Genomic DNA, 23,151 nt, shown 5'->3' with positions numbered 1-23,151 from the left:
ATAAGGATCATCACAACTCTTATCGCCCAGTGATTCCCCATGTTTCGTAATGTTCTGGCCCGGACCAACGTCGGGACCAAATTCGCCGTGCTCGCATGCGCGCTCACGGCAGTCGTCGTCGCGTTCTTCACCATCGCCGTCACGCGCAGCGCGGGCGAGCAAGTCGATACGCATGCGCTCGCGCGCGTCGAAAGCGAGAATCGCTCGATCGCGACGATGATCGGCCTCTTCGACAAGGCCGTGAGCGCGGAAGTCACGCGCTTCATGACGATCTTCGCGCATCGTCTGCCTTCGACGTTCGCGCTCGATGAAACCCGCACCGTGGACATCGACGGTAAAGCCACGCCGACTTTCCTCGCGGGCGACAAGGCGCTGAACAACGACTTCACGATTCCCGACGCGTTCCTCGAGGAAAGCGGCGCCATCGCGACGATCTTCGCCCGCACCGGGGACGATTTCGTGCGCGTGACGACGTCGCTCAAGAAGCAGGACGGCACGCGCGCGATCGGCACGCTGCTCGACCGCAAGGGCCCCGCGTATGCGCCGATCCTTGCAGGCAAGCCCTATATCGGCATCGCAGCGCTTTTCGGCAAGCAGTACATCACCGCGTACAAGCCCGTCACCGATGCATCGGGACGCATCATCGGCGCACTTTTCGTTGGCGTCGACGTGACATCCGAATTCGCAGCGTTGCAGGACACCATCGCGAAGCTCGCGATCGGCGCGAGCGGCTATCACTTCGTCGTCGATGCATCGACTGGCCCGAACCGCGGCAAGCTGCTCGTGCATCCCGGTTCGAAAGGCGAACTGGCCGATGAGCGCGTTGCGCCCTTCAAGCAGATGCTCGACACGCACGAAGGCGAGCTCTCGTTCGACGGCCCCGATATCGCGGGCGCGGATTCGCGCGTGCATGGCGGCAACAAGGAAATCATTTATATGACGGTGCCGCAATGGCAATGGATGATCGGCGGCATTGCATATCGCGACGAAGTGCTCGCCGACGTTCACGCGAGCCGCAATCGCTTCCTGGTTCTCGGGCTCGTCATCGTGGCGCTGCTCGTCGGCGTGCTGCTCTATGCGGTCACGCGACTCGTGGGCCGTCCCATCGACGACGTGACGCGCGCGTCGGAACGCATCGCCGCGGGCGACCTGACCGTGCGTATCGACAGCGCGCGCGAGGACGATATCGGCCGGCTGATGCGTGCGATCGACGGCATCGCGCGCGGACTCGCGGGCATCGTCGCGCAGGTGCGCAGCGCATCGGCGGACATGAACGAAGGGACGGCGCGCATTGCATCGGGCAGCAGCGATATCGCCACGCGTATCGCAACCCAGGCCGCGAGCGTCGAAGAAACCGCTGCGAGCATGGAAGAAATCACGAGCACCGTGCAGCAGAACGCTGCGAATACGGCGCAGGCGGGGACGCTCGTCGCGTCCGCATCCGATGCCGCGCGCGCAGGCGGTCATGCAGTCGGGCGCGTGGTCGCGACGATGGGCGAGATCGACGCATCGGCACGACGCATCGCCGACATCACCGCGACGATCGAAGGCATCGCGTTCCAGACCAACATTCTCGCGTTGAACGCTGCCGTCGAAGCCGCGCGCGCGGGCGAGCACGGCAAGGGCTTCGCGGTGGTCGCATCGGAAGTGCGCGCGCTCGCACAACGCAGCGCGGGCGCAGTCAAAGAGATCGAAGTGCTGATCGCCGAATCGGCCGCGAAGGTCTCGCACGGCTACAAGATCGCCGAGGAAGCGAGCAGCACGATGGGCGGCATCGTCGAGCAAGTCTCGCGCGTGAATGCCATCGTCGATGAAATCGGCGTTGCGTCACGCGAGCAGGCAAGCGGCATCGAGCAGGTGAACAGCGCGGTCATGCTGATCGGCGAAGCGACGCAACAGAACGCCGCGCTCGTCGGTGAAGCGGAGCATTCCACCGCCGAACTGCGCGATCAGGCCGAGCGGCTTGCGCGCGTCGTCAGCATGTTCCGCGTTTAAGCCTTCGCGCATTCATAGCGGTTCAAGCGGACGTGGCGCGTCGTCGTGCGCGCCACATACCGACGTCGATCGTCGACGGGGCATCAGACCTCGATGAAGATGCGGCCATCCTCGACTTTCGCGGGATACGTCCGCAGCTTTTCGCAAACAGGCGCGCACAGCGGCCGGCCGTCGCGAATGTCGAAGCGTCCGTTGTGCTTCGGACATTCGATGACGTGGTCCATCACGAATCCGTCACTCAGATGAACGTGCTCGTGCGTGCATAGGCCATCGCTGGCATAGACGGCATCGTTCACACGATAGATCGCGAAGGTGCGGCCATCGTGATCGAAACGCATCACGTCTTCGTCTTCGATATCGTCCATCGCAGCTGCATCGATCCATTGCGTCATCGGAACGGCCTCCTTGGTCATGCCTGCGTCGCGGCGGGCATCGGTCTTTCGACGTGATACGACGGATCGCGCGTTTGCCGCACGAGCGCCGGAATGATCTCTGCATATGCCGCGATCGTGCTCGTGTAAGGCGGCGGCATGTCATGCTTCACCGCTTCGTGCAGGCGCGGCAGCGCGTAATAAGGCACCATCGGGAACATGTGATGTTCGACGTGATAGTTCATGTTCAGATACAGAAAGCGGAACACGGGATTCATCATCACCGTGCGGCAGTTCTTGCGATGATCCAGCACGTTCTCCGGCATCCCCGCATGCTGCGTGAGGCCGAAGAAGAGATAGAGCCACGCGCCGTACAGACTCGGCAAGCCGATATAAAGCAGGGGAAGGATCGAATGAGACACGAAGCATGCGCCAATCACCGCCGCATAGATCGCGAGCGTCACGCGCGCTTCAAGAATGACTTTCGGCCATTCCGATTCCGGCACGTAGGTCTTTTCTTCGTCGCCGATATTGCCGAACGCGGATGAAACGATCTTCGGCACTTCGCCTGCTGCGTGCTTCAGCGCGAAGACGTTCAATGCGAGACTCAGCCAGTCCGTCGGCAGCGGCACGGCAATCTCGCGATCCCTTCCGACGACCAGCGTATCCGTGTGATGACGCGCGTGACTCCAGCGCCAGATCGTCGGCCGGCGAAACACCTGAAACGACGCGAACTGATAGAGCGCCTTGTTCATCCACGACGTCTTGAATGCGGTGCCGTGACCGCTTTCGTGCCAGCGCGAATCGGCGGGGCTGCAATAGAGCGTGCCGTAAAGAAGAAATGCGGGAATCGCCCAGAGCGAATGCGCTTGCCATGCGAACCACGCCAGCACGCCGCTCGCGATGATCGACGCATACCAGAGCAAGGTGTCGCGGATGGCGCGTGCATCGCCACGCTGCATCAGGCTCTTCATGACCGGCCGCGGCACCGCGCACTTGTACCAGTCCGCATTGACCAGGCCCGACGCTTTCGCACGCTCGCCTGCGCCGTCGATGAGCCGGTAATCGCGATAGCCGTCCCGCGCGCCCGCACCTTGCGCCTGCTCGGAATCCATCATGTCACCTCAAGCGATGATTGGATTTGCATCATTCGTCATTGCTGATTCGATGATAAAAGCGGATGCATCGCCCGCGCAATGTTGACGCGCATTTGCTATCTTTAGGCATCATCGAGCGAATTGAAAACCCATCAATTACATCAAAGATGAGCAAGCGTCCCACGCTTCAATCCGTGGCCGAGGCTGCCGGCGTCAGTCCGGCAACAGTGGATCGCGTCTTCAACGGACGTCTCAGCGTACGCGAAGGCACTGCATTGCGCGTGATCGAGGCAGCCGAGCGCATCGGCTATCACGGCGCAGGCTTGATGCGCGAACGTCTGCGCGCGCAACGCGGCGAGCGCCATGAACGCTACGCCCTCGGCTTCTGTCTGCAGAAACGTGCGGATCCTTTCTATCAGACGTTCGCGCGCATTCTGACGGATGCCGCCGCGCGCCACGAACCGGAGCATTGCAACGCCGTCATCGAGTACATGGATGAACTCGATCCGGCTTCCATCGCACGCACGCTGCTTACGCTCGGCGAGCAGGTGGATGCGCTCGGCGTCGTCGCAGTGGACCATCCGCATGTGACCGCCGCAATCGAAACGCTTCACGGGCAGGGCAAGCCGACGGTCACGTTGCTATCGGATCTGAGTGCGCCCTTACGCGCGGGTTATATCGGCGTCGATCCGCGCAAGAGCGGACGCACGGCCGCGTGGGCCGTGAGCCGCCTCACGCGTCGCGACGAAGGCACTGTTGGCGTGTTCGTCGGCACGCCGCGTTATCTCGGTCAGGAAAGCTGCGAGATCAGCTTTCGCTCGTACTTGCGCGAACATGCGCCCGGATTGCGCGTGCTCGATACGCAGATCAATCTCGAAGACAAGCAACTCGCTTACGAGGCGACGCTCGCGATGCTCGCGCGTCATGCCGATCTCGCCGGCCTCTATATCCCCGGCGGCGGCGTGGGCGGCGTGATACGCGCGCTGCGCGAAGAGGCCGCGGGACGACGCATCGTCACCGTGTGCAGCGACCTGATGCCCGACCGGTACGAGGCGCTCGTCGAAGGCGTCATCGATCTCGTGATCGACACGCCGCTTCAGCGCATCGCCGAGACGGCCATTCAGGCAATGCTGCGCGCGTTGCAAGCGCTGCCGGGCGAAGCAGCACAGGCCAGCCAGTATCCGCTGTCGGCGCAGCTTTATACGCCGGAGAACGTCTGAGCTTGATAGCGTGCCGCTTCAACCGAATGCGTATTATTTTCTTCTTCGACCTCACGACGCGAAAGTCATGAGAAAAATATGCAGTGCATTGCTACAGTCGCTTGCACGCAGAAACCGTTTGTCACGACTGAATGCTGAAGATGCTCGGGCATGTGGCCGAGCGCACCGAACTGCGACCATCGACTCAGGACGATAACGTTTGCGAGCCATCCTGCGTCGCCGATATGAAGCGGCGGCGATGAAATCCCAGCTTCACGCGGCCGTTTTTCCACTAGTATGTCCCGGTGGACTGCATTTGCCTGCACGCTGAAAGAGGCGAGTGTCATCGCTTCGTTGCTTTGAAGGACTAGCATGCAGTTGCTCGGGGAACCCGCCCGGCAAAAACGGCTCTATTAACGATTGTTCCATCGACATGCACGTCAGGCCGGGGTGTCCGGGGCCCGCCATATGACGTGACATGCTCCAACAATAATGCGCTGCCAGAGCTTCCCGTCTTGTACGGTGATCGAGCCAGCCTCATCCATCAGACCAGCTGCATGTCCGGTCGTGCCGCAATCAATCACAAGGTGATGCGCGTTTGCGCGCGGCGGCACGGCGGGACATCGACAACGGCTCTTCGCATGGTGCGTGCGGAGAGACAGAGCCCAATCAATCGACGGAGAGCGTCATCCATGCCGTTTGAGAGTGACTCCTTGCGAGACACCAGTCCGCTGCTCAGCATCGTCGTGGCGGCTTATAACATCGAGGGATACATCGAGGAAGCGCTCGAATCCCTGCTGTCCCAACCTCATATCGACGCGATGAAGATCATCGTGGTCGATGACGGTTCTCGCGATGAGACCTATGCGGCAGCGCGCTCGGTCGTGGAGCGCGATCGCGGCGTGCACATCGAATTGATACACCAGGAAAATCGCGGCCTGAGCGCCGCGCGCAATACCGGCCTCGCGGCGGTGCGAACGCCTTATGTCGGCTTCCTGGACGGCGACGATATCTATCTGAAGGGCTTCACCGAAGCGATGATCCCGGTGCTCGCCGAGCGCAAGTGGGATGTGGTGGAGTACAACGTCAAGATCATCGATGACGACGACCGCGAGCTCGATAACATCGAACTCGTCGACCATGCGACGAGCGGCGGTCATCCGATGGATCGCGCGGCGCTGCAGCAGTTTGCCGATCGATTCCATACCTTTGCGTGGGCGCGCGTCTATCGCACCAACCTGTTCGACGCAGCGCCCTTTCCCGAAGGACGAAACTACGAAGACATGGCCCTCGTGCCCTCGACTTATCTGCGCGCAAAAAGCATCTATCGGATTCCCGCGCCGCTGATCGGCTATCGGCGGCGCTTCGGCAGCATCACGCAGACAGCCAAGCTGCGCGACATGCACAATCTGCGCCTCACAGGGCAGGAAGCGCTCGCACGTTGCGACGGCAGTGACATGGACGATTTCTGGCTCACCGTCTTCGACAAGCTCTTTCAGCGTGCGTGCCACGTTTGCGCGCGCGTCGATCGCGCTTCGTTCAAGCAGGCGTCCGAGACGCTCACGGCCATGGCCGTCGATCATCGGAAGATCCGCGAGAAACTCACCGAAGGCGGCAAGCGTCAGGTTGTCGAACTGAAGCCGTTCGATCTGAACGTACGCGCGGACCGCTCGATCCACTTCCTCAAGGGCCTCGTGAAAAAGGTGTTGCGCCGCAGCCTCGACCATCATCAGCGGGCGCGGCGGCCGAGCACGTCCAATCAGTTGAGCGGATGACGCGGCCCCCCTTTCACGCCTCTTCGATGGCGCGCAAGCTCATTCGCTTATAGGCATCGACGAGCAATGCGCCCTCACCGCGCTTGTGCGCGACGGCAAGGCGCATTGTTTCTTCGCCTGGCTGCCAGATCAGGAACGCGAGCGCATTGACGCGCTTGCTGTCCGCACGCGGCATCACGCGCCGGATCGCCGACGCCAGCAATGCGCCGCACGCGCGGCTCTCCGCGATCTCGATGTATTCTTCGACGCGTCGTTGTCGAGCGGCGCCGAACGCATCGTGCTGTTGTCCGGACGTGGCGAAGAAGAAACGCAGGCGGCGGAAGAAGCGCTGCAACGCTCCGGGGCGAGCTGGACCATCCTGCGTTGCAGTTGGTTCATGCAGAACTTCAGCGAGAGCTTTCTGCTGGATCCGATCCGTGAGGGCACGCTCGCGCTGCCCGTCGCCGATATCAAAGAGCCTTTCGTCGATGCGGAAGATATCGCCGATGCAGCCGTCGCCGCACTCACGCAGCCAGGCCACGAAAAGCGGCTTTACGAACTCACCGGACCTCGCGCGATCACTTTCGCCGAAGCGCTCGCATGCTTCGCGAAAGCGACGAGACGTGACGTGCGGCTCGTGCCCGTGCCGCCCCATGCATTTCGCGACGCTCTGCTCGCGGCTGGCGTGCCGAAGCCCGAGACCGACCTGATTCTCCATCTCTTCATGACCGTGCTGGATGGCCGCAACGACAAGCCCGCCGATGGCGTGCGCGCCGCGTTGCATCGCGAAGCCTGCTCGTTCGAGGACTACGCCACGCGAGCCGCGGCGAGCGGCGTATGGGATGTGTGACGCACGAAGCCGCCACTGTTTCGCGGTAGACTTGAGGGATGGAAAAATGTCCCTACTGCGAGCGAATCCGTGATGAATGGGACTGTCACGGTCAGGAATGCCGCACCGCCATCGCCCGCGCGCTGCGTCGACAACGCATGGGATTGCCGATGGTACCGAAGGTCATTCGCAATGAGATTCCGCCGGGCGCGTCGACGGGCGAAGTGATCGCTCAGCTATCGCGTCAGCGCTTGCGCGCACGGCGCGCGAACGAGGAACGCCGCGCACGCAAGGAAGCCGAAGACCTCGATCTATAGCGTAGCGGCGCAGCGCATCAAACGCGTTCGGGCGGATCGGCATTCGATCCGCCGTTCTGCGCAAGCGCACCTTCCTCGCGCCATGCACGCCGCGACTTGCGCATCTTCGTAAGCGCCATGCGCGCGACCTTCAGCCAGCCATAGGGACGCGGATCGGCAACCATGCTGAGCGCGCGCGCATAGTCGAGCGTGAGGCCGGGCGTCCAGGCCATCGTCACCGCGCGCTTGCGTATCTGCGCCGCGACCCACAGTTCCGGCGTCACGATCATCCTGACGAGCGCGCCCCAACCCGCGCGCGAACCGTAAAGGCGCCCTGCCGCCCCTTCGAGCGCGGCGTCGAGTGCGCGCGACACGCTGCTCGAACAGTTGCGGTGCGTGAGGTTATAAGTCGTATCCGCGCGATAGTTGCGCCAGAAACTATCGAGCCGCGCCGGGTCGTAATTGCGGATACGCACGCGCACGGTCGATGGACACCATGCCTTCGATTCGATCGCATAACTCGGCTGGAACACGCCGGGCACATCGTTCTCGCGCGTGGCACGCAGCAGGCGCGCGAAGTCATCGGGCGAGCGGTCGATTTCAACCGCGGGATAGAGACTCACATAGATGCCTTCCGGCGATTCGAGCGCCGCGTGTCCCGTCGAGATCACGCCATTGCGATCCACCGCGGCGATATAACGATCGACGATCGGGTGCCATTGCGTTTCCGCCTTCGACGATCCGACCGGCGTCCACACATGCACGGTGAGCGCCGGTTCGTTATCGGCGGGTGGGCCGTCCCATTCGCTGGCTTGCAAGACGCGCGCTTCGTTATCGGGCGCCTTGTCCGCAACGCTCGCCGCTTCCGCGCTTGCATCGCCCCATACGGCCGGATTGCTCGTCAGCTTGCGCACGCGCATGCCGATCATGATCAGATTCCAGCCCGCGAAGATAAAGAACGCACCGATGCAATACGGCACCGTGCCTTTGTAATGCGTCGGATAGGGTTGAATCATGAAGATGCCGAGGACGATCTCGAAGATGGCGAAGCCGAGTGCGACACGATAGCGCCGGTAACGCACGACAAGCGCCGATGTCGCCTGCAACAGGCCGTCGAAGATAAACGCGAGACCAATCAGGATCGAAAGAATGAAGTGACCGTGATGATCGCCTTCGAAGATCAACGCGGCAGTAAGAACGAATGCAATGCCCTTCGCATAGCGCAGTCTACGCTGTCCGCCGACGCCCGCCCACGCGACGGACAATGTCAGCGCGCCCTCGATCAGCAGCAGCCAGCCGACGAACGCGACCGGAAAGCCGAGCGCGCCGTCGAGGGCATCGATGAAGACGCCGATGCCGACGGCCAGAAGCAACCAGCCCGTGACCGTCAGGCTGCGCCAACGATTGCGCAAATAGTCGACGCCCAGCAGAATCATCATCAGCTTGACCATCGTTCTCTCGATTCAAAGCGTGACGGTAAGTGTTCGTATGTTAATGCAGTCGACACAGAAAACCGTTTTCCTACGACCGTTCGTTGCCCTGCACTGTGTCACGCGCGGCAGCATGACGGCTTGCGCGCCGTGAAATACTTGCGCTGCCATCTTCACGCGACGCCAGACGCCATGTTCGAGCAATGCCGATGGATCAACGAGCCCGCGCAATGGCGCGTCGACAACGACACGCTCATCGTCACGACCGACACGAACACCGACTTCTGGCGCAAGACGCATTACGGCTTCGTGCGCGACAACGGCCATGTTTTCGCGGCGAGCGTGGAAGGCGACTTTACGGCGGAAGTCGCCGTCGCTGGCGATTTCTCCGCGCTATACGATCAGGCGGGCCTGATGATCCGCGAAAGCCCCGAGCGCTGGATCAAGGCCGGCGCCGAATACAACGACGGCGCGCTCACGTTCAGCACCGTACTCACGAACGACCTCTCGGACTGGTCGCTCGGCTCGCGTGCCGGCGCAAACCGCTTCCGGCTTCGCGTGACGATCGCGCAAGGCGTGCTGAAAGTGCAATGCAGCGCCGATGAACGCAACTGGACGCTCATGCGTCTCGCGCCTTTCTCATCGAGCGGCGCGAACGCACGATGGCTCGTCGGCCCGATGTGTTGCACGCCCGAGCGCGGCGGTCTCACGGTCCATTTCTCAGACTTCACGATCGGGCCGCCCATCGTGAAAGACCTGCACGACATCTCGATGTAAGGCACACACCGGCTCGCAAAAACACTCATTTGCAGGGCCAGGCCGCGATTCCTGCAGCAGACCGACATGGGCAAACGCGGCTGGTTCAGGCGCTTCGACGCGAAGGAGTCATCACGCCTCGAAATCGATGCCTCGCGCGCGCAACTGGCGCATGCCACTCGCGAGATGCGCCCGCGCGCTTTCGGCATCGCCCGCGCGCATCTGTTCGTACGTGCGCTGCGCGATCTCGTGCGGCACCGGCTTGAGCGGCCGGTTCGCGCTCATCGCGCGCAATTGCACTTCGGCCGCGCGCTCCAGATAGTAGAGATCGTCCCAAGCCTCCGCGATAGTTGCGCCTGCAACCATCACGCCGTGATTCTTGAGGAACAGGATATCGGCGTCGCCCATCGTGCGCGCGATGCGATCGCCTTCCGCGTTGTCGAGTGCGAGACCGTTGTAGTCCTCGTCGACCGCCGTGCGGCCGTAGAACTTCAGCGACGTCTGCCCGAGCCACAGAAGCGGCGGGCCGTCGAGCAGGCACAGTGCGGTCGCGTTCGGCATATGCGTATGAAAAGCCGCCTTCACGCGCGGCATCAGCTTGTGCACGCGTGCGTGAATGTAGAATGCGGTCGCTTCGGGCTCGCCTTCGCCGTCGATTACGTTGCCGTGGAAATCGCAGATCAGCAGACGCGACGCCGTGATCTCGCCGAACGCATAGCCGTAGGGGTTCACGAAGAAAAGATCGTCGTGCCCTGGAACCATCGCGGAAAAATGATTGCAGACGCCCTCTTCGAACCCGTTCAGCGCCGCCAGCCGGAAGCAGGCTGCAAGCTGCCGGCGCGCTTCGGCGATCCCGGGCGCGTCGAGCCGTGCGGAAGCGGACGCGGCGCGCGGTGCGCCGCTGGAAAGCGTATGTGCCATATGAGCTTGCCTTTGTCGTTTGCGTGACCGTGAAGGCGAGGATAATCGAAAGGACGCGCGCATTATGTCCGACAAAAAAATCAGCGCGACCGGCGCCTGAGCGCGGAGTATGACGCGTGTATGTCATGTCTCTTAGCAGAAACGCTTATTTGAACTCCGACTTGTGGCATGGTAAAACTCTATGCCGCTCGAAATTCGAAGCGCATCTTCAACGTAATTCGTCTCAATAGGGTTTGGAAAAATGGCAACAGGTACTGTGAAGTGGTTCAACGATGCAAAGGGTTTTGGCTTCATCACGCCGGACGACGGCGGTGAAGACTTGTTTGCACATTTCTCCGAAATCCAGTCCAAGGGTTTCAAGTCTCTCCAGGAGAATCAAAAGGTGAGCTTCGAAGTCAAGCAAGGCCCGAAGGGCAAGCAAGCTTCGACGATCCAGCCGCTGTAAGTTTCAACGCTGGCGCCTCAGGCACGAAACGGCCCGTATGGGCCGTTTTTGCATTGGTGCAGGCGGAGATTATTTATCTACCGGATGGTCGGGATTTTCGCGCCAGCGCAGACTGACCTCGGCGCGCATGTCCTTTGAATAAATCAGTAGAATAAATACTGTATTTGCAGCGCCGTTCTCATTGACGGTAATGCGAAATTCTTTCCTCTGATTCACGTGAACTCGGCAAGCAATCGGAAAAAATGCCGTCCGCTGGTTCGGCACAAAACAAAAGCATTGCTCGTCTTCGTTTGGTTCCTGACTTGCGATGCGCGCGCGCAATCGTTCGCGGCGAATCAAAATGCCGCGCGTTTCGTCTCGGAGGTTGTGATGAACGACTTTCGCACCGCCCAGGCGGGCGGCGGTTACGTGTTTTCCTACGATAGCCGCGAAACCGAAGCGTCCTTGTCTGCCAGGCTCGATCGCTGGCTTTCGGGCGCCGATCCCCAGGCCATCGCCATGGACCCAGCGGAAAAGCAGGCGCTCTTCGGCTTCTACTGGGCCGCCAGCATGATGCCGGCGAATTCGCCGTGCTTCCGCGACATCGCCGACCCGGCTTGCGGCGCGGATCTGTCCAAGTGGATGGCGCGCGAACTCGACGACGATCCGCGCTTCATCCGTGCCTACGAGTCCGCGAGAAAGCCGCTCGGCCTGCCGCCAATCGAACGCAACGCGCACTGAGCGGCATACGGGCGCGATGTGTTTCGCGGATTCTCGAGCGAAAACATCCGATTCGCGCGCGCCTGATCGATGCGGATTTCGGCGTTTCGGGCTCGTCTTCCTCGCGCGATCCGTGCAGCAGGACGACCTTCGCCGCGATGCTTACGAGCAGCGATAGCGCCCCGATGGTCTCAAGCAAGGCGGGAATCATGTCGGTCTCCCTCAACGTCGACGCACTCGATCATCGATGCGAGAGCATCGGCCCGTAGGTCTTTACGAAAAATGCAATCGTGATACCGGCGCTGACGATCAAGGTGCCCGCGCGAACCCACTGCGGCGGCGCGCGCCGGCCGATCTGCGCGCCGCCATACCCGCCGGCGATCGCCGCGAGCAGCATCGCGATCGTCTCCGGCCAGCGCACTGCCTGCGCCGCCGCGAACGTCAGCACGGCCACCGAGTTGGCCGCGCTCACGAGCAACGTGCGCGGCGCGTTAAGGCTCTTCAGGTCGCGCGAATCGAGCAGGCCCCAGACGGCCATCATCATGATGCCGACCGCGCCGCCGAAATACCCGCCATACACGCCGAGCGCGAACTGGATCGACAGCACCGCCGCCGCGCCGATATGCCAGCGCCGCCGCAACATCTCGCCCAGCTTGCGGCCGAACGCAAGCGTGAAGCTCGCGCACAGAAGCAGCCACGGCAGCACGAACGAAAACGTCCGCGACGACGTGGACAGCAACAAGACTGCGCCGACGAGCCCGCCGGCGAGCGTCGTCACGAGCATCTTGCGGATCGACACCGAGCCGACCGGACCGAGCCCGTCGCGATAGGCCCACGCGCTCACGACACCGCCCGGAAACAGCGCGACGGTGCTCGAAGCGTTCGCCTGAACCGGTGGCAAGCCGGCGGCGATCATCGCGGGGAGGCTCACGAACGAGCCGCCGCCGGCCAGCGCATTCATCCCGCCCGCAAGAAAACCGGCGCCGATAACGACAATGAAGGGTTCCATGCGACAGATGCTAGCGACGCGGCCGTCCCCTTACAATCTGGCATTTCCAATGCGAGGCTTCGGCCAATCCGAAGGAAGCGCGATGCGTTTCGATCTGACCGACATGCGGCTTTTCCTGACCGTGGTCGAGCGCGGCAGCATCACGGCGGGCGCTCAGGCGATGCACCTCGCGCTGGCCTCGGCGAGCGAGCGCATCGCGGGCATGGAGGCCGCGCTTGGCGCGCCGCTGCTCGAGCGCAACCGCCGCGGCGTGCAGGCGACCGCCGCCGGCGATGCCTTCGTGCGCCACGCGCGCGCGATTCTCGGCCAGGTCGAGCAGATGCGCGGCGAGCTGCGCTCGTTCGCAACCGGCCTCAAAGGCCGCATCCGGCTGATGTCCAACACGGCGGCGCTGGCCGCCTTCCTGCCGCCGAGACTCTCGCGTTTTCTCGTCGCCTATCCCGATCTTTCGATCGATCTCGACGAACGCCCGAGTGTGGAGATCGTGCAGGCGCTCGCGGAGAGGCGCGCGGATCTCGGCGTCGTCTCGGACACGACAGATCTTGGACAATTGGAGACGCATCTGCTCGCGAAGGATCGACTCGTGGTCGTGGCGAATCGCGCGCATCGGATTGCGGGAGAAAGCGAGGTGGCGTTCGCGGAAATCGTCGGCGAGGCATTCGTCGGGCTGTCGGATGCCGCGCTCGAATTGCATCTTGCGGAGCGCGCCTCGCGACTTGGCCGGCAGATCGGCTACCGAATCCGCATGCGCAGTATCGACAACGTCGGGATGCTCGTCGAATCGGGCATCGGACTCGCGATTCTGTCCGAGGCATCGGCGCGGATGCTGGAGCGGCCGACGCTCGCGGTCGTGCCGCTATCGGAGCCGTGGGCGACACGCCGTCTGCATCTGTGTGCCCGCGACTTCCGCGCGCTCACGCCGCACGCGCGTTTGCTCGCCGAAACGTTGATGGACGGCGCAACCGCAAGCTAGAACGGACGCCCGACGATAAACGGATCGACCGCGCCGATCGCTTTGAGATCGCGATTCGCGTAGGGCAGCTTGTGCAGCACATAGCGCATCGCGTTGAGGCGCGCGCGCTTCTTGCAATCGGAGCGTACGACGGTCCAGGGCGTGTCCGCGCTATCGGTATGCGCGAACATGGCTTCCTTGGCGTCGGTGTACGCATCCCACTTGTCGAGCGACGCGAGATCGACCGGACTCAGCTTCCATTGCTTCAGCGGATGAATCTCGCGCTCCTTGAAGCGTCGGCGCTGCTCGGCGCGGCTCACGGAGAACCACAGCTTGATGACGTGCGTGCCGCTCTGCGAAAGATGCCGTTCGAACGCGGGCACCTGCTGCATGAAGTCTTCGTATTCGCGCGGCGAGCAGAAGCCCATCACGCGCTCGACGCCCGCGCGGTTGTACCACGAGCGGTCGAAGAGCACGATTTCGCCCGCCGTCGGCAAGTGTTCGACATAGCGCTGAAAATACCATTGACCACGCTCGCGTTCGGACGGCTTTTCGAGTGCGACGACGCGCGCGCCGCGCGGATTCAGATGCTCCATGAAGCGCTTGATGGTGCCACCCTTGCCCGCCGCGTCGCGCCCTTCGAAGAGGATGACGACGCGCTGACCCGTGTCGCGCACCCACGCCTGCAACTTCAGCAACTCCACCTGAAGGCGATACTTCTGCTTCTCATACGCGCGCCGCGACATCAGGTTCCGATACGGATAGCCGCCATCTCTCCACGACGGCGACAGTTCGTCGTCGGGATCAGGCGTGCCGTTGGCGGCCCGCAGCATCGCGTCGCCATCGAAAAGATGGGCGCGCAACGCCGATACTTCATCCGGCGACATACCGCCGATCAAGGTTCGGACGGTATCGACCAGCGATTCAGCTTGTGCGCCGTCTCGCGCGTCGAAGCGCTTCAGTATGTCGTCCAGGCTGCTCGTCAGCAGGTCATGCGCCGCTTCGACCGCGCGGCCCGTTTCTTCCTGTTCGATGGACGGCGGCTTCGTTCGCGCCGCGACGCCGCCGTCGCTCGATTCGGCAGTGTTACCTGGCGATATCAACTTCATTCCTTCCTCGATGTTGTTGCTCGGAGTCTCTGTCTCTCACGTCGTTTTGTCTTCAGGCGGCTTCGTGCGCCTTTCGCAAGACCGTGTAGAGCTTGTCCTTCAGCAGCAGCTTTTCTTTTTTCAGCGATTCGATGGCGAAGCCATCCGCAGGCGTGACACCGGTCTCCATGTTGTGGATCTGATGATCGAGTTCGTTGTGGCGCTCGAAGAGCCGCGAGAAGTGGCCGTCTTCGGTCTTCAGGCGCGAGATGAGATCGCGATATTCGGGAAACATGCTTGATCCTCCGGTTGATAAACAATTAGCAATTCGAAGTACATATTACCGACCGGAGAGGGCCTTTTCTTAGACAAATATCAAGCGATGCTGTGTCAGACCGCCGCGGATTGCATTTGCAAGCACCTAGGCAAAACCCTCTTTCGCCCGGGTATCGTCCTTGCACAGAATGATGTCGCCGGCCGGGCATCCGCGCGGCCGGCGTGAGCCAAGGAGGCCGACATGAAGAAAAGCCGCAATCGCGCGCAGGGACGCGCCCTGCACATTGCGTTGATCGCCGGCGCTGCTGGCTTGTGCTTCGCCACGGCGGCCAGCGCGGACAGCCAAGCCGCGAAGAAGATGGGCCAGATGGGCGTCATCAACCAGACACTGCAGCCGAAGCCCCTGAAGCCGGCGACGCCGAACACGCCGAACGCGAATACGACGACGCCGAACTACAACGCGAACTCGAACTACAACCCCAACGCGGGCAATACGGCAAACGGCGCCGTGCCCGGAACGCCCGCCGCCGCGGGCGCGCCCCCGAGAAAGTAGGCGCCATGTGCGCGTCGGGCCGCTCGTTGGATCGGGAGCGGCCCGAGCCCTTCCCAGCGAACCGGCGCGCGCGTTCGCACGGCCGCGCATTGTCGATCTCTTATACTTGGCTCAGGCATTGCCATTCAAAGCGCACATTCCTGAGTCCATGAAAAAGATCAAACCCGGTCTCGTGCTCGAACTCGTCGCTAACCTGCTGCTTCCGTGGCTTGCGTACCGGCTCGCGCTGCCTTACTGGGGCGATGTCGGCGCGCTGTATGCATCGGCCGCGCCGCCGCTCATGTGGAGCGTCGCCGAATTCGCGCGCTCGCGCCGCGTGGATGCGCTTTCCGCGCTCGTGCTGTTCGGCATCGCGCTATCGATCGTCATGCTCGCGATGGGCGGCAGCCCGCGCATCCTGCTCGTGCGCGAATCGCTCGCGGCGGGCGCAACGGGCATCGTTTTTCTGATCTCGCTGTTTTTCGAGCGCCCGCTCGTCTTCTATCTCGCCCGCGCGACCGTCACGCGCGAGCAGGAAGACGGCGCGAAACGCTTCGAGGCGTACTGGAGCGAGAGCGCTTCGCTGCGCATGTCGTTGCGGCTGATGACGCTCGTGTGGGGCGTCGGGCTCTCGCTCGAGACCGTGCTGCGCTTCTGGTTCGCGTGGACGTGGCCGGTCGAGCGTTATCTGGTCGTCTCGCCGGTCGTGAGCTACGTGATCTACGGCGGATTGCTCGCGTGGACGTTTTGGTTCCGCGCGCGGCTCATCGAGCGTCAGGGAGAAAGCGCGTCGTCGCGCGACGGTCTGCTCGGCTAGCTAGGCCAGCGGCGCGCACGTCGCCATCGCGATGTGATCCGCGATCGCCGCGTTCACCGCACAGGCATGCGTGAGCGGCCCCATGTGTCCCGCATCCGGCACGACGATCAGCTTCGCCGCCGGCATCAGATCGGGCAAGGTTTCCGCGATCAGGCGCGTCGGCGCGGGCGCGTGCTCGCCGCGCATGACGAGCGTGGGAATGCGCAGCTTCGCATACGCGCTCGCCGGCGTCGGCTCGTGAATCAGCGCGCGAAAATCGAGCGGCGCTTTCGGCACCCAGCGCGTGAGCATCGCCTGTACGGACGGCCGCAACGCCGACCATGCGCCATGTCCGCCCCAATAATCGACGAAGGAACGCGCCGCGCCGCGCAGATCGCCGGCGACGACGCCCTCCGCCGTGCGCGCCGCGATCGCGAGAATCTCGGCGAATTCAGTCGCACCGCGCGCGCCCATGCTCTTCAGCAGATGAAACGCCGACGGCTCGTAAAGCGTGATGCTCGCGACGCCGTGCGGCCGTTCCAGCGCGGCGCGCAACGCGACGCCGCCGCCATACGAATGTCCGACGAGATGCACCTTGCCGCGCTGACGATCGATGATGTCGATCGTGCGGGCTGCTTCGTCCGCGAGCGTGAAGGCGCGCTCGCCGCTCCACGGTCCGACGCTGTCGCAACCATAGTGCTCCGGCGCCATCAACGTGTAGCGCGCGTGATCCGCGTTGAGTGCGTCGAGCGTTTCGCCGAGCTGGCGCCATTGATTCGCGCCCGCGCCCGAGCAGTGCAGCGCGATGACCGCTGCGGCGGTGTGTTCGTCGTTCGAATCCATCATCGTTCGTTCTCGCTTTCGTGAGTGATCAGGCGTCGCCGTCGCACGCGCGCATACGGCGTTCGAGCTCGCCGATATCCGCGCACGATCCGAGATAGGCGTCGCGGCGGCTATGCTCCGCACGTTCCAGCAGCATCCCGGTCCAGCAGATCAGATGCGGCAGCATGAAGTCCTTTCCGACATTGATTAGGTATCCCAACATGATTCGCTCCACTTGCACCAACGAGACCTTCCATGAAATGCCGGCTGAGCGAACGTGCAAGACGGATGAATCGGAGAGTCGCTGAGGCGGCGGGTGTCGATGCAATGCAGCGACCGTGCCAGTTTCGCCGATGCCGTGCCAGTCAAGGCTCGGGGCGAAATCAGCCGCGCGCAGGCCGACGCGAGTGTCGGGCGCGAGCCAACGCTTCGTCTTCGGAAAGACGGCGGACGTCGAACACGTCGCCGGACCTCGTCGGAAGCGACTCCTTGCGTGAGATACGGAAAAGGCCGCGAGAATATTCCCTTCGCATGGGATCAAGCTTTCGCGCCGCCGCGCCGTTAATACGGCTGATTGCCGCGAAAGTCGCTTCGCCCGGCGCGCCTGCCCGTCGACCGGCCCGCTTCGGATGGCGCGATAAGATACGGCAGCGTTCGATCTTAGCGTCCCGCAATCGCTCATTCGGAGACAAACGGCTTGCACAGTCGCCACTCGCTCACTTTCAGGATGACGGTGTTCATCGGCGTCGTCTGCGTGCTCCTCATCGGCACCGATCTCTGGCGCAGCGTCGCCGCACGCCGCGCGCAGATCGACGAGATGACGACGGCGACGTCCAACCTCGCGCGCGCGATGGCGCAGCACGCGAACGACGCGTTCAAGGAAGCCGATACGACGCTCATCGGCATGGTGGAGCGCGTCGAGGAGGACGGCACGTCGCCGGCCGACCTCGCGCGCCTGCACCGCTCGCTCGTGTCACGCGTGCAGCAGTTGCCGCAATTGAACGGGCTCTTCATCTTCGATAGGGACGGCGCGTGGATCGTCAATTCGCAGGCGAAGCTCGACTCGCGATTCAATAACTCGGACCGCGAGTACTTCGAATATCACCGCACGCATACCGATCAGGGCTCGCACATCGGGCCGCCGGTCAAGAGCCGTTCGACGGGAAAGTGGATCGTGCCGGTATCACGCCGCATCGACGCGCCCGACGGCAGCTTCGCGGGCGTCGCGCTCGCGACCATCGACATCGATTTCTTTTCGCGCTTCTACGACAGCCTCGATCTCGGCCAGTCGGGCGCGGCGGTGCTCGTGCTGAACTCGGGCACGATGATCGTGCGCCGCCCTTTCGAGGATCGTTTCGTCGGCAAGAACGTGAGCGACACCGCGCTTTATCGCTCGCATCTGGAAGGCCGCTCGGGCGTGTTCACGACTAAATCGTCGCAGGATCACGTCACTCGTCTAAACAGCCTGCGGGAATTGCAGGACTATCCGCTCTTCGTCGCCGCAGCACTTTCGGAAGATGAAATCCTCGGCCCGTGGTGGCGCGATACGCTCTGGCACGCCTCGGTCACGACCGTGCTCGCGCTCGTCATCGCGATGTTCGGCGCACGGCTCGTGCGTCAGGTCACGGCGCGCACCCACATCGAGCAGGCGCTCGCTCGCAGCCTCGCGACGACTCAAACCGTCCTCGACACCGCGATCAGCCCGATCATCACCGTGGACGAGCGCGGCGCGGTCCGCTCCTTCAATTCGGCCGGCGAAAAGGTATTCGGCTATAAGGCGAGCGAAGTCATCGGGCAAAACATCCGGATGCTGGTGCCGCCGCCCCATCTGGATTTGTATAACGAATACATAATGCAATTCAAGGGGGAAAGCGGCGTCGCGACGGCCGACTGCGAACTCGCCGGACAGCGAAAGGACGGCACGTCGTTTCCCGCCCATGTATCGACGGGCGCGATGCGTCTCGATGGCGCTTTGCATTTTGTATCCGTAATTACGGATATCTCCAGGCAGCGGAAGGAACGCAGCGAACTGGCGCACGCGCGCGACCAGTTGCTTCTGGCTGCCGACATTGCCGAACTGGGCATCTGGTCGTGGGATCTGGTGACGGACAAGCTGGACTGGAACGCGCGCATGTTCGAGATTTATCAATATCCGCCGGAGATGCTCGATAACGGGCTGCACTTCGAGCACTGGCGCCTGCGCATACATCCCGAGGATCACGACGCGATCATGGCGAACCTGCGCGCGGCCGCTGCCGGAGAGATCGAGACCTTGCAGCCGTTCCGGATCGTCCTGCCAGACGGGACGACGCGGCGCATCGAGAGCGGGCTGCGCACGCAGCGCAACGCGAATGGCACGCCCGTCGTGATGACCGGCGTGAACTACGACGTCACCGACCAGTACGAACTGGAGTTCCATCTGCGCAATGCGAAGGAGCAGGCCGATGCCGCGAGCGCGGCGAAGTCTTCGTTCCTCGCGAACATGAGCCACGAAATCCGCACTCCGATGAACGCGGTGCTCGGCATGTTGCATCTCGTGCAGCTGACGGCGCTCAATGCGCGCCAGCAGGACTATGTGAGCAAGGCGGAAACCGCGGCCAGATCGTTGCTGAATTCGCTCAACGATATTCTCGATTATTCGAAGATCGAAGCGGGCAAGCTGCAGCTCGACAGCCATCCGTTCGAGCCGGAAAAACTGATGGAAGAGCTCGGCATCGTGCTCTCGGGCAACCAGGGCGCGAAGGATGTCGAAGTGCTGTTCGATCTCGATCCGTCCGTGCCGACTGTGCTCGTCGGCGATAGCTTCCGCCTTCAGCAAGTGCTGATCAATCTCGCGGGCAATGCGCTCAAGTTCACGTCGGCGGGGCAGATCGTCGTGAGCGTGCATCGGCTCGACGATTCGCCCGATGCATCCGGCGATGCGGTGCGCTTGCGTATCACGGTCAGCGATAGCGGCATCGGCATCAGCGAGGCACAGCTCGAACGCATCTTTGAGGGCTTCACGCAGGCGGAGGCATCGACTTCGCGCCGTTACGGCGGCTCGGGCCTTGGGCTCGTCATCAGCAAGCGGCTCGTCGCGATGATGGGCGGGCAGCTCGAAGTCGAAAGCCGCGTGGGCGAAGGCAGCCGCTTCTGGTTCGACATCACGCTTGGCGTCGAAACGGCGAGCGCGTTGACGCATGACGAAAGCGCGAACCTCGGACATGGCGCGCGCATTCTCATCGCCGATGACAACGCGATCGCAGGCGAGATCATGGCGCGCACGGTGCGCTCGCTCGGCTGGCGCGCGGACATCGTGACGAGCGGACGCGAAGCGGTCGAACGCATCGGCGAAGCTGCGCTGAACGATGCGCCCTACGACATCGCCCTCCTCGACTGGCGCATGCCGGAACTCGACGGGCTCAACGCCGCCAGGCAGATTCACGCGATGAAAGGCCGCGCTGCGCCGCCTCTCGTGCTGCTCGTCACGGCATTCGGCCGCGAGGTGTTGAAGGAGTCGCAGGAAGGCGGCGACGCGCCTTTCGCCGGCTTCCTGACGAAGCCCGTGACGCCGAAGCAACTCGCGGCGGCAATCCGTGCCGCGCTGCCTCGCGACACCGAAACGACGCGGCCCGTCACGCCGCTGCCGACAATGAAAGCGCGCCGCCTTGCGGGACTCGCGTTGCTCGTCGTCGAAGACAATGCGCTCAACCGCCAGGTTGCCGAAGGCGTGCTGCTCGCTGAAGGCGCATCCGTCACGCTTGCGCAAAGCGGCCGTGAAGGCGTCGATCGGGTCATCGCAGCAAACGCCTGCTTCGACGCGGTGCTCATGGACGTGCAGATGCCCGATCTCGATGGACTCGAAGCGACACGCCTCATTCGCGCGGACGGCCGCTTCGCCGCGCTGCCCGTCATCGCGATGACGGCCAATGCATCGGGCGCGGATCGCGATGCATGCATAGCGGCCGGCATGAACGAACATGTAGGCAAGCCAATCGATGTGGAGCGGCTGGTCGCGGTGCTGCGCGCGCACACCGAACGCACGCTGCAAGCGCCGGATGCACATCACGCGAATGCCGATATCGAATCTATCATCGAGCCGCGTGATTCGATCGTCGCGCGTTTCGGCGGCAACGTCGATCTGATCCGCAAGGCGATCGACGGCCTCGACGCGCAGACTGGCAAGCAACTCGCGATGCTCGCCTCGGCGCTCGCGGCGCACGACGTGCGCGGCGCCGCGGCGATGCTGCATGCGATCAAAGGCAGCGCGGGCACGATCGGCGCTGCTGCGCTCGCGCGGCTCGCGAGCACGCTCGAGAAGGACGCGCATGTTCTGGAAGCTGCGCGCGTGGCGTTGCCGCGCATGCAGCAGTTGCTTGCATCGAGCGTGGCGCAACTCGTCGATGAATTCGGTCGGCCCCGATCGCCTGCACGGAACACTTCCAACGTTTCACCGCTGCAAGACTACGACTGGCGCGCACGCCTCACTGCTATCGTCGAATTGCTCGATGCATCGAATCTGCAGGCGATCGCGCTATCCGAGAACTTGTCGCCTTATGCGCCGAGCGCGTATCGCGAGCACTTCGAGCAGTTTCTCGCGTGCGTGCGCGCACTCGAATTCGCGCGCGCATCGGAGATCGCGCGCGATATGCTCGAACAGGTTTGAGCCGAACGAGAACGCTAGACGTTAGCGGCCATTTGCATCGCGAACATACACCGGAAACGGATGGACGTTCGCGCCGCATGCCGAGTCCAGCATCGCGCGCAATTCTTCCCGCGCCTTGCACGCAGAAGCCAGCGCGCCCTGCACGCGCGCCTGCAACACGGCGGACCTGGCCGGCTTTGCAATGACATCCGCCGCGCCCGCATCGAGCGTGCATTGCTCCGTTTCGACATCGCGCGCATCGGCCAGCACGACGATCGGTACGTGGGCCAGTTCCGACAACAATGCGCGCACCGCCGCGCAAGGGTTATCGCAGCAACGCGCATCCAGCACGATCGCATCCGGCTCCTTGCTTTGCGCAAGACCTAGCGCGGCATTGCAATCCTTCGCGAGATCGAGTGCGCCGATGCCTTCGAGCGCATGCCGATGCGCCTCGATCGTGTCGTCCCCGAGGATGCCGAGCACGCGCACGCCCGTAGGTTTCGACGCCGCCGCTTTACCCTGCTCGTGCCGACGCGCCTGCGCCTCCATCACGCGATGCCGCAGACGAAGCTGTGCCCGCACACGTGCCTGCAGGCGCGGCGCGACCAGCGGTTTGATGACGTAATCCGCCGCGCCGATGTTGAAGGCGTCGACTTCGAGCGCGGGCGCGTCGTGACTGGTGACGAATATCACCGGCACGCGCGCGAGCTTCGCATCGCGCTTGAGGATTTCGCAGACATCGAAGCCCGTCATGTTGGGCAGATTGGCGTCGAGAAGGATCAGATCCGGCGTCGACTCGCGCGCCAGCGCGAGTGCCGCTTCGCCAGTGGTGGCAAAGCGCTGGTTGGGGAACTCCGCGAGCATGTCCCCGATGATGCGAATCATCGCCGGGTCGTCGTCGACGAGAAGCAAACGCGGCTGGTACGTTGAGGTGGAGTTCTCTGCTTTATCCATATTCGAACGGTCATTCATCAGACGAGATGCACCTTTATGAACTCTACGCCCGCAATGCGTGCGCCGCAAATTGCAATGCGTGGAGGTATTAATTATCTGATATTTCAGTGCTCGCAGATTTCTGTTCCGCAAATACTTTCGTGCATGGACATATTCATAAGTGAATAAGTAACTTGTTCCGAGCGCTCCGTGCGCGCCCGTCCGTGTCACGTAGGGCACGGCCGGATAAAGCACGTTCGTTCCGCAGGTTTTCGCACGGGCGTCCCGCAAAAAATGCTATGACGTTTTTAATCGAATCCGCCGATC

Annotated in this window: 25 protein-coding genes; 12 read left to right on the top strand and 13 right to left on the bottom strand. The window is 62.8% G+C overall.

Annotation, left to right across the window (positions count from 1 at the left end; translation table 11 throughout):
• Positions 1-39: 39 nt before the first annotated feature.
• Positions 40-1,995: a methyl-accepting chemotaxis protein gene (locus QCE58_RS20130; RefSeq protein ID WP_175980809.1), complete on the top strand. Its 1,956-nt coding sequence runs from the start codon at positions 40-42 to the stop codon at positions 1,993-1,995.
• A gap of 83 nt (positions 1,996-2,078) precedes the next feature.
• Here QCE58_RS20130 and QCE58_RS20125 read toward each other — a convergent pair whose 3' ends face one another.
• Together QCE58_RS20125 and QCE58_RS20120 are read right to left on the bottom strand one after the other, a co-directional pair.
• Positions 2,079-2,387, bottom strand: coding sequence for a non-heme iron oxygenase ferredoxin subunit (locus QCE58_RS20125; protein WP_008348011.1), 309 nt, complete (start codon positions 2,385-2,387; stop codon positions 2,079-2,081).
• A 17-nt stretch (positions 2,388-2,404) separates the two neighbouring features.
• The gene (locus QCE58_RS20120; RefSeq protein ID WP_250521906.1) at positions 2,405-3,484 is read right to left on the bottom strand and encodes a fatty acid desaturase family protein; all 1,080 of its coding nucleotides are present in this window, start codon (positions 3,482-3,484) and stop codon (positions 2,405-2,407) included.
• A 146-nt stretch (positions 3,485-3,630) separates the two neighbouring features.
• Between QCE58_RS20120 and QCE58_RS20115 the strand changes: the two genes are divergently transcribed.
• The gene (locus QCE58_RS20115) at positions 3,631-4,683 is read left to right on the top strand and encodes a LacI family DNA-binding transcriptional regulator (RefSeq protein ID WP_250521905.1); all 1,053 of its coding nucleotides are present in this window, start codon (positions 3,631-3,633) and stop codon (positions 4,681-4,683) included.
• A gap of 65 nt (positions 4,684-4,748) precedes the next feature.
• Here the strand turns inward: QCE58_RS20115 and QCE58_RS20110 are convergent, their stop codons facing one another.
• Complete coding sequence (locus QCE58_RS20110; protein ID WP_250457295.1) at positions 4,749-5,036, bottom strand: hypothetical protein; 288 nt, start codon at positions 5,034-5,036, stop codon at positions 4,749-4,751.
• A gap of 339 nt (positions 5,037-5,375) precedes the next feature.
• On the opposite strand from QCE58_RS20110, the gene QCE58_RS20105 reads away from it, so the two are divergent.
• Complete coding sequence (locus QCE58_RS20105) at positions 5,376-6,437, top strand: glycosyltransferase family 2 protein (RefSeq protein ID WP_250521904.1); 1,062 nt, start codon at positions 5,376-5,378, stop codon at positions 6,435-6,437.
• A 13-nt stretch (positions 6,438-6,450) separates the two neighbouring features.
• On the opposite strand, the gene QCE58_RS20100 is transcribed toward QCE58_RS20105, so the two are convergent.
• Positions 6,451-6,771, bottom strand: a complete 321-nt coding sequence (locus tag QCE58_RS20100) for a hypothetical protein (RefSeq protein WP_309780137.1) — start codon at positions 6,769-6,771, stop codon at positions 6,451-6,453.
• Positions 6,772-6,813: 42 nt separating this feature from the next.
• Between QCE58_RS20100 and QCE58_RS20095 the strand changes: the two genes are divergently transcribed.
• Together QCE58_RS20095 and QCE58_RS20090 are read left to right on the top strand one after the other, a co-directional pair.
• Positions 6,814-7,266: a hypothetical protein gene (locus QCE58_RS20095; protein ID WP_309780135.1), complete on the top strand. Its 453-nt coding sequence runs from the start codon at positions 6,814-6,816 to the stop codon at positions 7,264-7,266.
• A 38-nt stretch (positions 7,267-7,304) separates the two neighbouring features.
• Positions 7,305-7,562, top strand: a complete 258-nt coding sequence (locus tag QCE58_RS20090) for a hypothetical protein (RefSeq protein WP_033536198.1) — start codon at positions 7,305-7,307, stop codon at positions 7,560-7,562.
• A gap of 17 nt (positions 7,563-7,579) precedes the next feature.
• On the opposite strand, the gene QCE58_RS20085 is transcribed toward QCE58_RS20090, so the two are convergent.
• A complete protein-coding gene (locus QCE58_RS20085) occupies positions 7,580-8,992 on the bottom strand; it encodes an HdeD family acid-resistance protein (RefSeq protein WP_250521901.1) in 1,413 nt (470 codons plus the stop codon).
• A 129-nt stretch (positions 8,993-9,121) separates the two neighbouring features.
• On the opposite strand from QCE58_RS20085, the gene QCE58_RS20080 reads away from it, so the two are divergent.
• The gene (locus QCE58_RS20080) at positions 9,122-9,748 is read left to right on the top strand and encodes a DUF1349 domain-containing protein (RefSeq protein WP_250521900.1); all 627 of its coding nucleotides are present in this window, start codon (positions 9,122-9,124) and stop codon (positions 9,746-9,748) included.
• 111 nt (positions 9,749-9,859) lie between these two features.
• Here QCE58_RS20080 and QCE58_RS20075 read toward each other — a convergent pair whose 3' ends face one another.
• Entirely contained in the window at positions 9,860-10,648 is a 789-nt protein-coding gene (locus QCE58_RS20075) for an aldolase (RefSeq protein WP_250436501.1), read from the bottom strand.
• A gap of 241 nt (positions 10,649-10,889) precedes the next feature.
• On the opposite strand from QCE58_RS20075, the gene QCE58_RS20070 reads away from it, so the two are divergent.
• Positions 10,890-11,093 carry a cold-shock protein gene (locus tag QCE58_RS20070; protein ID WP_008347993.1) on the top strand — a complete coding sequence of 68 codons (204 nt, stop codon included), beginning with the start codon at positions 10,890-10,892 and terminating at the stop codon, positions 11,091-11,093.
• A 69-nt stretch (positions 11,094-11,162) separates the two neighbouring features.
• Here the strand turns inward: QCE58_RS20070 and QCE58_RS20065 are convergent, their stop codons facing one another.
• A complete protein-coding gene (locus QCE58_RS20065) occupies positions 11,163-11,432 on the bottom strand; it encodes a hypothetical protein (RefSeq protein ID WP_235366226.1) in 270 nt (89 codons plus the stop codon).
• A gap of 30 nt (positions 11,433-11,462) precedes the next feature.
• Between QCE58_RS20065 and QCE58_RS20060 the strand changes: the two genes are divergently transcribed.
• Complete coding sequence (locus QCE58_RS20060; RefSeq protein WP_235366225.1) at positions 11,463-11,813, top strand: hypothetical protein; 351 nt, start codon at positions 11,463-11,465, stop codon at positions 11,811-11,813.
• 220 nt (positions 11,814-12,033) lie between these two features.
• Here QCE58_RS20060 and QCE58_RS20055 read toward each other — a convergent pair whose 3' ends face one another.
• Positions 12,034-12,801 carry a sulfite exporter TauE/SafE family protein gene (locus QCE58_RS20055; RefSeq protein WP_250521899.1) on the bottom strand — a complete coding sequence of 256 codons (768 nt, stop codon included), beginning with the start codon at positions 12,799-12,801 and terminating at the stop codon, positions 12,034-12,036.
• Between the two features lie 82 nt (positions 12,802-12,883).
• Here QCE58_RS20055 and QCE58_RS20050 point away from each other — a divergent pair, with 82 nt between their 5' ends.
• Positions 12,884-13,774: a LysR substrate-binding domain-containing protein gene (locus QCE58_RS20050; RefSeq protein WP_175980791.1), complete on the top strand. Its 891-nt coding sequence runs from the start codon at positions 12,884-12,886 to the stop codon at positions 13,772-13,774.
• On the opposite strand, the gene ppk2 is transcribed toward QCE58_RS20050, so the two are convergent.
• Positions 13,771-14,862 carry a polyphosphate kinase 2 gene (ppk2, locus tag QCE58_RS20045; RefSeq protein ID WP_008347984.1) on the bottom strand — a complete coding sequence of 364 codons (1,092 nt, stop codon included), beginning with the start codon at positions 14,860-14,862 and terminating at the stop codon, positions 13,771-13,773. The two genes, QCE58_RS20050 and ppk2, sit on opposite strands and share 4 nt — an antisense overlap.
• Before the next feature lie 52 nt (positions 14,863-14,914).
• A complete protein-coding gene (locus tag QCE58_RS20040; RefSeq protein WP_008347983.1) occupies positions 14,915-15,136 on the bottom strand; it encodes a YdcH family protein in 222 nt (73 codons plus the stop codon).
• Positions 15,137-15,358: 222 nt separating this feature from the next.
• On the opposite strand from QCE58_RS20040, the gene QCE58_RS20035 reads away from it, so the two are divergent.
• Both QCE58_RS20035 and QCE58_RS20030 read left to right on the top strand, forming a co-directional pair.
• The gene (locus tag QCE58_RS20035; protein ID WP_250503641.1) at positions 15,359-15,670 is read left to right on the top strand and encodes a hypothetical protein; all 312 of its coding nucleotides are present in this window, start codon (positions 15,359-15,361) and stop codon (positions 15,668-15,670) included.
• Positions 15,671-15,818: 148 nt separating this feature from the next.
• Entirely contained in the window at positions 15,819-16,466 is a 648-nt protein-coding gene (locus QCE58_RS20030) for a VC0807 family protein (protein WP_008347981.1), read from the top strand.
• On the opposite strand, the gene QCE58_RS20025 is transcribed toward QCE58_RS20030, so the two are convergent.
• Together QCE58_RS20025 and QCE58_RS20020 are read right to left on the bottom strand one after the other, a co-directional pair.
• On the bottom strand, positions 16,467-17,291 hold the full coding sequence (locus tag QCE58_RS20025; RefSeq protein ID WP_081851823.1) for an alpha/beta fold hydrolase: 825 nt from the start codon (positions 17,289-17,291) through the stop codon (positions 16,467-16,469).
• A 25-nt stretch (positions 17,292-17,316) separates the two neighbouring features.
• A complete protein-coding gene (locus QCE58_RS20020; RefSeq protein ID WP_235366224.1) occupies positions 17,317-17,490 on the bottom strand; it encodes a DUF3563 family protein in 174 nt (57 codons plus the stop codon).
• Positions 17,491-17,964: 474 nt separating this feature from the next.
• On the opposite strand from QCE58_RS20020, the gene QCE58_RS20015 reads away from it, so the two are divergent.
• Positions 17,965-21,912, top strand: coding sequence for a response regulator (locus tag QCE58_RS20015; RefSeq protein WP_250521898.1), 3,948 nt, complete (start codon positions 17,965-17,967; stop codon positions 21,910-21,912).
• Positions 21,913-21,933: 21 nt separating this feature from the next.
• Here QCE58_RS20015 and QCE58_RS20010 read toward each other — a convergent pair whose 3' ends face one another.
• Entirely contained in the window at positions 21,934-22,845 is a 912-nt protein-coding gene (locus QCE58_RS20010) for a response regulator (RefSeq protein ID WP_284502573.1), read from the bottom strand.
• Positions 22,846-23,151 lie beyond the last annotated feature (306 nt).

The organism is Caballeronia sp. LZ028, assembly GCF_031451415.1.
Lineage (GTDB): Bacteria > Pseudomonadota > Gammaproteobacteria > Burkholderiales > Burkholderiaceae > Caballeronia > Caballeronia zhejiangensis.
Note: the sequence above shows the minus strand (reverse complement) of the source record. Positions and strands in the feature narration are given on the sequence as shown.

Excerpts from the sequence above, each read along its gene's own strand:
- QCE58_RS20130 (WP_175980809.1), top strand. The coding sequence starts at position 40 with ATGTTTCGTAATGTTCTGGCCCGGACCAACGTCGGGACCAAATTCGCC.
- QCE58_RS20125 (WP_008348011.1), bottom strand. The coding sequence starts at position 2,387 with ATGACGCAATGGATCGATGCAGCTGCGATGGACGATATCGAAGACGAA.
- QCE58_RS20120 (WP_250521906.1), bottom strand. The coding sequence starts at position 3,484 with ATGATGGATTCCGAGCAGGCGCAAGGTGCGGGCGCGCGGGACGGCTAT.
- QCE58_RS20115 (WP_250521905.1), top strand. The coding sequence starts at position 3,631 with ATGAGCAAGCGTCCCACGCTTCAATCCGTGGCCGAGGCTGCCGGCGTC.
- QCE58_RS20110 (WP_250457295.1), bottom strand. The coding sequence starts at position 5,036 with ATGCTAGTCCTTCAAAGCAACGAAGCGATGACACTCGCCTCTTTCAGC.
- QCE58_RS20095 (WP_309780135.1), top strand. The coding sequence starts at position 6,814 with ATGCAGAACTTCAGCGAGAGCTTTCTGCTGGATCCGATCCGTGAGGGC.
- QCE58_RS20090 (WP_033536198.1), top strand. The coding sequence starts at position 7,305 with ATGGAAAAATGTCCCTACTGCGAGCGAATCCGTGATGAATGGGACTGT.
- QCE58_RS20085 (WP_250521901.1), bottom strand. The coding sequence starts at position 8,992 with ATGGTCAAGCTGATGATGATTCTGCTGGGCGTCGACTATTTGCGCAAT.
- QCE58_RS20075 (WP_250436501.1), bottom strand. The coding sequence starts at position 10,648 with ATGGCACATACGCTTTCCAGCGGCGCACCGCGCGCCGCGTCCGCTTCC.
- QCE58_RS20070 (WP_008347993.1), top strand. The coding sequence starts at position 10,890 with ATGGCAACAGGTACTGTGAAGTGGTTCAACGATGCAAAGGGTTTTGGC.
- QCE58_RS20060 (WP_235366225.1), top strand. The coding sequence starts at position 11,463 with ATGAACGACTTTCGCACCGCCCAGGCGGGCGGCGGTTACGTGTTTTCC.
- QCE58_RS20055 (WP_250521899.1), bottom strand. The coding sequence starts at position 12,801 with ATGGAACCCTTCATTGTCGTTATCGGCGCCGGTTTTCTTGCGGGCGGG.
- QCE58_RS20050 (WP_175980791.1), top strand. The coding sequence starts at position 12,884 with ATGCGTTTCGATCTGACCGACATGCGGCTTTTCCTGACCGTGGTCGAG.
- ppk2 (WP_008347984.1), bottom strand. The coding sequence starts at position 14,862 with ATGAAGTTGATATCGCCAGGTAACACTGCCGAATCGAGCGACGGCGGC.
- QCE58_RS20040 (WP_008347983.1), bottom strand. The coding sequence starts at position 15,136 with ATGTTTCCCGAATATCGCGATCTCATCTCGCGCCTGAAGACCGAAGAC.
- QCE58_RS20035 (WP_250503641.1), top strand. The coding sequence starts at position 15,359 with ATGAAGAAAAGCCGCAATCGCGCGCAGGGACGCGCCCTGCACATTGCG.
- QCE58_RS20030 (WP_008347981.1), top strand. The coding sequence starts at position 15,819 with ATGAAAAAGATCAAACCCGGTCTCGTGCTCGAACTCGTCGCTAACCTG.
- QCE58_RS20025 (WP_081851823.1), bottom strand. The coding sequence starts at position 17,291 with ATGATGGATTCGAACGACGAACACACCGCCGCAGCGGTCATCGCGCTG.
- QCE58_RS20020 (WP_235366224.1), bottom strand. The coding sequence starts at position 17,490 with ATGTTGGGATACCTAATCAATGTCGGAAAGGACTTCATGCTGCCGCAT.
- QCE58_RS20010 (WP_284502573.1), bottom strand. The coding sequence starts at position 22,845 with ATGGATAAAGCAGAGAACTCCACCTCAACGTACCAGCCGCGTTTGCTT.